Below are 8,834 nucleotides of genomic sequence, written 5' to 3'. Positions count from 1 at the left end.
CGAAGCGGTGGCGTGCGGGCCGTCGTCCGGCGCGCGGGCCTGCGCCGGCTGGGCGCGCAGGCGATCGACCGGGACGGTGACGGTCATCTCGCGCGGCCGCGGCGTGACCAGCGTCGCAAGCGCGAAGACCGCGCCGAAGCCGAGGGCCGCCAGCACGCCGAGAACGGTCAGGAAACGCATCAGGCTGGGCATCGCGACCTCTCGTGTCGCCGGAACAGCGGCCGCCTCGTCCCGTACGAGACCACGCCGTGCGGCCGGCGGCAACGCCTTAGGTTGTGCCCGCGGAACCTTTAGGACTAGTTTGCGCGCCGTTCGCGCCCTCCCCGCCGGCTCCGGCTTCGCCCGCCGGGAGCGTACGAACCGGAAGACGGGGCGGCGGAGGATCGCTTGAGCGGGGCGACGGAACATTACAGCGCGGACGAGGGCCAGGCGCGGCGCACGGAGCGGCTGCGCGCCGCGCTCGGCGCGCGCTCCATCGTCCTGGTCGGCATGATGGGGGCGGGGAAATCCTCCGTCGGCCGGCGGCTCGCCGCGGCGCTCGACCTGCCCTTCATGGACGCCGACAACGAGATCGAGGCCGCGGCCGGCGGCATGACGATCCCCGAGATCTTCGCCACCCATGGCGAGGCCTATTTCCGCGCCCGCGAAGCCAAGGTGATCGCCCGGCTGCTGGACGACGGCCCCCGCGTGCTCGCCACCGGCGGCGGCGCCTGGCTCGACCCGGAAACCCGCGCCCGCGTCTCGCACGGCGGCGTCTCCGTCTGGCTCAAGGCCGAGGTGGACGTGCTGCTGAAGCGGGTGCGCAAGCGCTCCAACCGGCCGCTGCTCGCCACCGCCGATCCGGAGGCCGCGCTCCGGGCGCTGGTGGACGCCCGCTATCCCGTCTACGCGCTGGCCGACCTCACCGTGATCTCCCGGGACGCGCCCCACGAGCACGTCATCGCCGACGTGATCGCAGCGCTCGAGCAGCGGCTCGGCCTGACGGCCGCCCAGACCAAGGACCCTCAGCCATGACCGACGCCGCCCTCGCCGCGCGGGAGACCGCAGGCGCCGCCGTGACGGTGGCGCTGGGCGACCGCTCCTACGACATCCTCATCGGCCACGGCCTGCTGCGTCAGGCGGGCGCGCGGGCGAAGGCGCTCGGCGCCCGCAAGATCGGCGTGGTCACGGACGAGAACGTGGCGAAGGCCCATCTGCCGGCCGCCCTCGCCGCCCTGCAGGACGCCGGCCTCGAGACGCGCTCGATCACGGTCGCGGCGGGCGAATCCTCCAAATGCATGTCGACGCTGGCCGAGGTGACGGACCAGCTTCTCGCCGCCCGCATCGAGCGCGGCGATCTGGTGCTGGCGCTCGGCGGCGGCGTGGTGGGCGATCTCGCCGGCTTCGCGGCCTCGATCCTGCGGCGCGGGGTGCGCTGCCTGCAGGCGCCCACCAGCCTGCTGGCGCAGGTGGACAGCTCCGTCGGCGGCAAGACCGGCGTCAACTCCCGCTACGGCAAGAACCTGATCGGCGCCTTCCACCAGCCGAGCCTGGTGCTGGCGGACGTGGACACGCTCGACACCCTGCCCCCGCGCGAGTTCCGCGCCGGCTACGCCGAAGTGGCGAAATACGGCCTGATCGACGACGCCGCCCTGTTCGGCTGGCTGGAGACCGCGTGGGAGGACATCTTCGCCGGCGGTCCGGCGCGGATCGAGGCCATCGCCGCCAGCTGCCGCTCCAAGGCCGCGATCGTGGCCCGCGACGAGCACGAGCACGGCGACCGGGCGCTGCTCAATCTCGGCCACACCTTCGGCCACGCGCTGGAGGCGGACGTGGCCTATGACGGCGGCCGGCTGGTGCACGGCGAAGGCGTCGCCATCGGCATAGCCATGGCGTTCCGCTTCTCCGCCGCGCTCGGCCTGTGCGCGCCCGACGACGCAAGGCGGGTGGAGCGGCACCTGCAGGCGGTCGGCCTGCCCACCTCGCCCAAGGCGGTGCCCGGCGGCGTCTCCGGCGCCGACACGCTGCTCGAGCACATGCGGCAGGACAAGAAGGTGTCCGGCGGCCAGCTCACCTTCATCCTGGCGCGGGGCGTCGGCCAGAGCTTCGTGGCGAAGGACGTGGACGCGGACAAGGCGCTGGCGTTCCTGGCCTCGGAACTCGCCTGACCTTTACGCTTTCCCCGATCGTCACCGGTTCTTAAAGCCCGCCGGCCACAGTGCGGGACTGTCCTTGAACCGGAGCAGCGGGGAACCGGCCCATGGCGCTGAGGCGCGCCGTCATCGCCACCGTCCTGATCGCCGGCGCGCTTCCGTGCCGCGCGGAGGCGCCGGCCGCCTCGCGCCCGGACTACGCGGCGATCGTGCGGGCCGAGGCGGCGGCGCGCGGCCTGCCGCCGGAGGTCGCCGACGCGGTCGCCCACATCGAGAGCGGCTATGATCCGGCAGCCGTCGGCGGGGTGGGCGAGATCGGCCTGATGCAGATCCGGCCTGAGACCGCGGCGATGCTCGGCCATGGCGGCGGCGCGCTCGGCCTGTTCGATCCGAAGACCAACGCCCGTTACGCGGTGCGCTATCTGGCCGAGGCGTGGCGGCTCGCGGATGGCGACCTGTGCCGGGCGCTGATGAAGTACCGCGCCGGGCATCGGGCCGAAACCATGTCGCCGCTGTCGGTGGAGTATTGCCGCCGCGCCAAGGCCTATCTCGCGACTCTCGGCTCGCCGCTCGCGGACGGCGTAGCGCCGGAGCGGGTCGCGATCCGCTCGCTCGCCGGCGACGGCGGTCCGAAACGTGAGGGCTCAGGGGGCGGCGGCCGCAAGGGCGCCTATCTCGGCTGGCGCCCCGGCCGTCACAGCGAGGATGACAACCGGCGCTTCTGGGCCGCCCATGAAAAGCGCATCAAGGCGCTGGAGGCCAAGATCGACGCCCGCCGCAAGGTGAGGATCGCCCGCGGCGGGTGACGACGCATGAAATCAGCCGAGCGCGGCCTCGAAGTTGATCGTGGCGTTCAGCACCTTGGAGACCGGGCAGCCGTCCTTGGCCTTGGTGGCGATCTCGGTGAAGGTCGCCTCGTCGATGCCCGGAACGGTCGCGATCACCGACAGGTCAATGGTGGTGATCTGGAAGCCGCCGCCCTGCTGCTCGATCGAGACCGCCGAGGTGGCGCGGATCTCGTCCGGCGGGAAGCCCGCCTCGCCCAGCATCAGCGACAGCGCCATGGAGAAGCACGAGGCGTGCGCCGCGCCGATCAGCTCTTCGGGGTTGGTGCCCTTCTCGTCGCCGAACCGCTTCTTGAACGAGTAGTTCAGGTCCTGGAGCGCGCCGCTCTCCGTGCTGACCTTGCCCGAACCCTCTTTGACCGGGCCGTTCCAAACCGCGCTGCCGATGCGCTTCATCGTCGTCTCTCCCTTGCTGGTCCAGATCGTCACGCCGCCACGTGCGGGCGGCCTCGGCGATGGAGCTAGGGCGGAAACCCGATTTGGCACGCGTCCCTTTCTTGTCCCGGCCTTGAGCCGGGACCCAGACGCCCGCCGTGTGTGGTGTGAGCGCCCCGGTCGTCGCGTTTTACTTGAGAGCACAGCGGTTCTGGGTCCCGGCTCGAGGCCGGGACAAGAACGATGGCCGACCTCCTCAGGCGCGCGCGCCCGAGGCGTCGACCTGGGCTTCCGGGGTTTCCAGATCCTGCGACGGCGGCGTGCCGCCGTGGATCATGGCCTCGAAGCCGCGCAGGCGCTTGTGGATCGAGAGCAGCTCGATGATCTCCGGCCAGGAGTTCACCAGATACTGGAACGAGGCGCGCACCTGCTCGAAGGCGCTCAGGATCTGCTGCATCGGCCCGAGCGTGATCTTGCCGGCGACGATGGTCGGCGCAAGGATCAGATAGGGGAAGATGTTGTCGATCTGCACATAGGACATGCGGGCGACGTTGAAATAGAGGTAGTGGAAGTAGAGCCGGAAGTAGTTCGACCGCACGTGGGAGAACAGCTCCGTCACGGTCTGGGGCGTGGCGCGGGCGGCGTCGTCCTCGCCATAGACCAGCTCCTTCCGGTAGGCCGCCTCCACGCGCTGGTTGCGGAACTCGAGGCCCGGCAGCTTGGCGCCCACCAGCGCGAGCAGGGTGGTGCCGAAGGCCGCCCACAGGATCGCGGCCACCACCAGCGGATGGGGGATCGCGCCCACGATCGGCAGTTCGCTCACCGGGCCGGAGAGGCGCATCAGGACCGGAAGGAAGGCGATCAGCGTCATCAGCGCGTCGATCATGCTGACGCCGAGCTTCTCCATCTGGGTGGAGAACCGCATCGTGTCCTCCTGCACGCGCTGGGAGGCGCCCTCCACATGCCGGAGCTGCGGCCAGAACGAGGTGTAGTAATCGTTCATCGCCGTGCGCCAACGGAAGACGTAGTGCTGCACGAAGAAGCGCGTCACCACGTAGACCAGCACGCCGACCATCGCGATGCCGGTGAAGGCGAAGGCCTCGCCGTAGAATTCGCCGAGCGAGACCGGGCGGCTCTTGGACAGCGCGGCCTGGACGAGGTCGTAGAACGGTCCGTACCAGTTGTTGATCGCGACCGAGACCTGCACCTGAAAGTAGGTGATGAAGATGATCAGCGCCGTGCCGAGCGTGGACCACAGCGCCCAGGGGTGGCGCGTGGTCACGATCCAGAAGCCGCAGAACAGGCCGGCCATCGCCGCGTAATAGAGGTAGAACCACAGGAACGGCGCCGAGACGAACACCGACGGGCCGATGACCGGGGCGGCGTCCGCGGCCTCCGGCGGCAGCCCGATCCAGCCCCCCGCCGCCCAGCCGCCCGCGTACCACAGCGCGATGGCGAAGGCCGTCCAGGCCAGCGCCGACAGGACGAACGGCTTCGGGTTCGGGAAGAACGAGACGAACATGCGGGGGAGACTCCGGACTGGCGATCACGCTGCGGTGATCGTGGCCTATGGCATACGCCGGATGCGGCGGAGTGAGGGCTGACGCTGCGAAAAAATCTCGGCGCTTGTCCTGACGCCGCCGAAACGCTTCGATCGGGGCGAGCGGCTGCGGGCGAAGGTATGAGGGTTGGGATGCGGAACGGGGCTCTGTCGGGTGGTTTCGCGGTCGCCGTGGCGCTGGCGGCGATCGGCGGCGCGGGCGCGACGGAGCGAACCGGCGCGCGACACGCCGGCGTGGCGTTGACCGAGGCCGAGGCGGGCCGGACGATCCGGCTGCCCGTGGGCGTCGCCTCGACCGTGCGGCTTCGGACCAATCCGAGCACCGGCTACGGCTGGGAGCTGGCGGCCGCCCGCAATCTGGCGGTGAAACGGCCGTTCCGGACGGCGCGAGACTCGAAGACGCCCGCCGGCATGGTCGGCGCGCCCGAGACGGCGGTAATCGTCGTTACGCCCCGCGCCGTGGGACCGGCGTCGCTCACGCTGGTCTACAAGCGCCCGTGGGAGACGCCCGTGGAGCGCAGGCTCGACTTCGCCTTCGTGGCGGAGTGACGGCCGGGCGTCGGGAGACGCCGCCGTCAGGTCTGGTCGTAGACCCAGCGCGTCCTGTCGAACCGGCGGGCGGCGAGGTCCTGACGGTCGATCATGAGATAGGTGGTTCCGTCGCCCTTGCCGTCGGAGCCCATGAGCCGGGTTCCGGCGTAGAACTCGCCGCCATAGGAGAACAGGTGCCGCCACGGCGTGCGGCCCGGCGTCACCGTGGGGCGGCCCTGCTGACCGTCGAGCGTGACCTCGGGATTGCCCTGGATGTCGTCCGGCCAGCCGCCCAGCCGGTCGCCGAAGTGGCCGGACGGCGGCGGCCCGTCGTCGCCCTGGGGCGTGAAGACGCCGTTCTCGGCGGACTGGAACCAGTCCCAGATCGCCCGCCAGCCCGAGCTTTCCGGCGGAAAGGCGTATTTCCAGTGATGGGGCACGGCGAGCGCCGAATGGGGCTCCAGCCTTTCCGCCATGGTGAGGCGGGACCACGGTTCGCTGGCGCCGAAGCCATGGTTGCTGCAGCGGTCGAAGAAGCCGGTCAGCGAGGAGGAGGGCGGCGCGCGCCGCAGGGCGCTGGCCGGACCGTCGCTCCAGAACGCGACCGGGCCGCCGGGCAGCCCTTCGGCGGTGGCGTCCTCGAACACGCTGAGCAGGCCGGAGCGCGGCAGGTCGGGATCGAAGCCGGGCTCGCGGGACAGGGCCGCGAGGTCGAGCTGCGCCATGAAGGCGAGCGGAAAATAGGAGCCGAAGGTGAGGCCGCGCTCGATGGCCGTTGGAACGAGCCGGTCGATCTCCTCGGTGGGGATGCGGCGTTCGTGAGGCTTGAGCGGGCGTTCGGCCCGCGCCCGCCACTCCGCCTCCGTCGTTCGGGCGAAGGCCAGAACCGCCGCCGCCTTCCGCTCCGCGTCCGGATAAGGCGGGCGTTCGGGCCAGTCGAAGCCTTTGGGCAGGTCGGGAAATCCGCCCATCTTGCTCGCGCCGGGCGGGAGCGGGTCGTCCGGCGTCTGGCGCCGCAGGAACAGGAGGACCGGCCGCGCGCTGGCGACGATCGCGTCCGCGGGACCGGACAATCCCCCCGCCGCGAGCGAGCGGCGGAGGTCGTCTTCGGTCCGGAACGCCGTCATGGGTTGAGGCTCAGGCGGCCTGCTCCAGCAGGCGGCGGGCGATGACCTGCGCCTGGATCTCGCCGGCGCCCTCGAAGATGTTGAGGATGCGGGCGTCGCACAGCACGCGGCTGATCGGGTATTCCAGCGCGAAGCCGTTGCCGCCGTGGATCTGCAGGGCGTTGTCGGCGGCGGCCCAGGCCACGCGGGCGGCGAGCAGCTTGGCCATGCCGGCCTCCAGATCGCAGCGGCGGTCCAGATCCTTCTCGCGGGCGGCGAAATAGGTGATCTGGCGGGCGATCTGCACTTCGACCGCCATCATGACCAGCTTGTCGGCCACGCGCGGGAAGTCCGCCAGCGGCTTCTTGAACTGCACGCGCTCCTCGGCGTAGCGCAGGCCGATGTCGAGCGCCGACTGGGCGACGCCGACCGCGCGGGCGGCGGTCTGGATGCGGGCGCTCTCGAAGGTCTTCATGAGCTGCTTGAAGCCCTCGCCCTCGACCCCGCCCAGCAGGTTCGCGGCCGGCACCTCGAAGCCGTCGAAGCCGATCTCGAACTCCTTCATGCCGCGATAGCCGAGCACCTCGATCTCGCCGCCGGACATGCCGGGCGCCGGGAACGGATCGGCCTCGGTGCCGCGGGGCTTCTCGGCCAGCAGCATGGAGAGGCCGCGATGGCCGGGCTCGTTCGGGTTGGTGCGCACCAGCAGCGTCATCAGGTCGGCGCGGACCGGATGGGTGATCCAGGTCTTGGCGCCGTTCACCTTGTAGACGTCGCCGTCGCGGGCGGCGCGGGTCTTGAGGCTGGCGAGGTCGGAGCCGGTGTTCGGCTCGGTGAACACGGCGGTCGGCAGGATGGAGCCGTCGGCGAGCTTGGGCAGGAACTGCGCCTTCTGCTCCTCGGTGCCGCCGCCCATGATCAGCTCCGCCGCGATCTCCGAGCGGGTGCCGAGCGAGCCGACGCCGATATAGGCGCGGCTGAGCTCCTCGGAGACCACGCACATGGCCTCCTTGCCGAGGCCGAGGCCGCCGAACTCCTCCGGAATGGTGAGGCCGAACACGCCGAGCTCGGCCATCTTCTGGATGGTCTCGAGCGGAATGTAGGCGTTGGCGAGATGCCAGGCGTGGGCGTAAGGGGCGACCTCCGCCTCGGCGAAGCGGTGCATCTCGTCGCGGAACTGCACCAGCGTCTCGTCGAGCGCGGGATCGCCGAAGCCGTAGCGGCCGTCGGCCTTGCGGATCAGCTCCGCCAGCTCGTGGCGGGCCTCCGGCGCGCCGCCGTCGGCGATGATGTCCTGCGCGGTCTGGCCCAGCAGCTCCGCCGGACGGTTCGGCGCGAGGCCGAGATCGCGCGCGCGCACGGTCTCGCCCTGGTTCATGGGGATGCCGCCGATGATCTGGGCGAGATACTCGGCCGCGCCGACCCGGAGGATGCCCTCCTCGATCGCGCCGAACTTCCCCTCCTCGCTCAGCCGCTCGCCCCAGTGGGCGAGCTCGCGCAGCGCCATGCGGTAGGTGGCGAGCCAGGCGAGGCCGTGGGTGGCGCGCTGCTCGCGGTCGAGCGCGGCGGCGTCGATCTTGCCGTCCTTGACCACCTTGGCGCGCACGGCGCTCGCGGCTTCGGACAGCAGGGCGTCGAGCGCGGGAAGCACGGCCGAGAGCTGGGCCGTCGCGGCGACGGTCTCCGGCGCGGCGGACTGGGCGAGGGCGGTCATGACGGACTCCGGACAGGAAAACGGCCGGCCACGAATGATCAGGCCGGCCGATGCGACGGTTTCGCCGCATCCTCGCCGGGGAGGGGCTTTGCCGCAATGCACCCTTCGGCGGAAGTCACCGCGGGCCGCGCGGCGAGGGCGACGCCCGCCGCCGCCAGCGCCATGCCGCCGATCTGAATCGGCGTCAGAGTCTCCCCGAACAGGACGAAGGCCTGCAGCGCCGCGGTCGGGGGCACGAGATAGATCAGCGCCGCCACGCGCGAGACCTCGCCGCGCTTGATCATGACCAGCATCAGCATGACGGCGACGATCGACAGCACCACCACCGACCAGCCGAGCGCGAGCCAGGTCTCCAGCGTCCAGTCCACGCGCAGATCCTCGAACAGCAGCGCCGCGGGCGCGGTGACGACCAGCGCGCCCACATACTGGATCGGCGCCAGCGTGCGCAGGTCCGCCCCGCCGAGCGCCCGCTTCTGGTGCAGCGTGGCGGCGGTGACGGCCACCATGGCCGCCACGTTGATCGCGAGCGGCGCGCCGAGCGCCGCCAGCGCGCCTGCGCCCGCGAGCTTC

General features: G+C 71.3%; 9 protein-coding genes and 1 pseudogene. 4 read left to right on the top strand and 6 right to left on the bottom strand.

The features are described 5' to 3' along the window. Window positions 1-60 precede the first annotated feature (60 nt). Window positions 61-192: pseudogene (locus ACFQ4O_RS12390) on the bottom strand (histidine kinase); the annotation flags it as partial. Window positions 193-387: 195 nt separating this feature from the next. On the opposite strand from ACFQ4O_RS12390, the gene ACFQ4O_RS12385 reads away from it, so the two are divergent. The 3 genes from ACFQ4O_RS12385 to ACFQ4O_RS12375 all read left to right on the top strand — a co-directional run bounded on the left by ACFQ4O_RS12385 (window position 388) and on the right by ACFQ4O_RS12375 (window position 2,938). Then, the gene (locus tag ACFQ4O_RS12385; RefSeq protein WP_378776002.1) at window positions 388-1,014 is read left to right on the top strand and encodes a shikimate kinase; all 627 of its coding nucleotides are present in this window, start codon (window positions 388-390) and stop codon (window positions 1,012-1,014) included. Then, the gene (aroB, locus tag ACFQ4O_RS12380; protein ID WP_378776001.1) at window positions 1,011-2,147 is read left to right on the top strand and encodes a 3-dehydroquinate synthase; all 1,137 of its coding nucleotides are present in this window, start codon (window positions 1,011-1,013) and stop codon (window positions 2,145-2,147) included. Before ACFQ4O_RS12385 ends, aroB begins: the two co-directional genes overlap by 4 nt. Before the next feature lie 92 nt (window positions 2,148-2,239). After that, window positions 2,240-2,938 (top strand): transglycosylase SLT domain-containing protein, encoded by a 699-nt coding sequence (locus ACFQ4O_RS12375; RefSeq protein ID WP_378776000.1) that lies wholly within the window; start codon window positions 2,240-2,242, stop codon window positions 2,936-2,938. 12 nt (window positions 2,939-2,950) lie between these two features. On the opposite strand, the gene ACFQ4O_RS12370 is transcribed toward ACFQ4O_RS12375, so the two are convergent. Together ACFQ4O_RS12370 and sbmA are read right to left on the bottom strand one after the other, a co-directional pair. Then, window positions 2,951-3,373, bottom strand: a complete 423-nt coding sequence (locus tag ACFQ4O_RS12370) for an OsmC family protein (RefSeq protein ID WP_378775999.1) — start codon at window positions 3,371-3,373, stop codon at window positions 2,951-2,953. Between the two features lie 235 nt (window positions 3,374-3,608). Next, complete coding sequence (gene sbmA, locus ACFQ4O_RS12365) at window positions 3,609-4,874, bottom strand: peptide antibiotic transporter SbmA (protein WP_378775998.1); 1,266 nt, start codon at window positions 4,872-4,874, stop codon at window positions 3,609-3,611. Window positions 4,875-5,045: 171 nt separating this feature from the next. Between sbmA and ACFQ4O_RS12360 the strand changes: the two genes are divergently transcribed. After that, the gene (locus tag ACFQ4O_RS12360; RefSeq protein ID WP_378775997.1) at window positions 5,046-5,462 is read left to right on the top strand and encodes a protease inhibitor I42 family protein; all 417 of its coding nucleotides are present in this window, start codon (window positions 5,046-5,048) and stop codon (window positions 5,460-5,462) included. A gap of 26 nt (window positions 5,463-5,488) precedes the next feature. On the opposite strand, the gene ACFQ4O_RS12355 is transcribed toward ACFQ4O_RS12360, so the two are convergent. The 3 genes from ACFQ4O_RS12355 to ACFQ4O_RS12345 form a co-directional block, all read right to left on the bottom strand. Continuing rightward, entirely contained in the window at window positions 5,489-6,571 is a 1,083-nt protein-coding gene (locus ACFQ4O_RS12355) for a DUF1963 domain-containing protein (RefSeq protein ID WP_378775996.1), read from the bottom strand. Between the two features lie 10 nt (window positions 6,572-6,581). Next, window positions 6,582-8,264, bottom strand: coding sequence for an acyl-CoA dehydrogenase family protein (locus ACFQ4O_RS12350; protein ID WP_378775995.1), 1,683 nt, complete (start codon window positions 8,262-8,264; stop codon window positions 6,582-6,584). 38 nt (window positions 8,265-8,302) lie between these two features. After that, on the bottom strand, window positions 8,303-8,834 hold a 532-nt coding region (locus tag ACFQ4O_RS12345), incomplete at its 5' end, for a DMT family transporter (RefSeq protein ID WP_378775994.1).

Origin of the sequence: Methylopila musalis (assembly GCF_042679725.1) — a bacterium.
Taxonomy (GTDB): Bacteria; Pseudomonadota; Alphaproteobacteria; order Rhizobiales; family Methylopilaceae; genus Methylopila; species Methylopila musalis.
The sequence above is the reverse complement of the archived record's forward strand: the minus strand, read 5'-3'. Positions and strand labels throughout refer to the sequence as shown.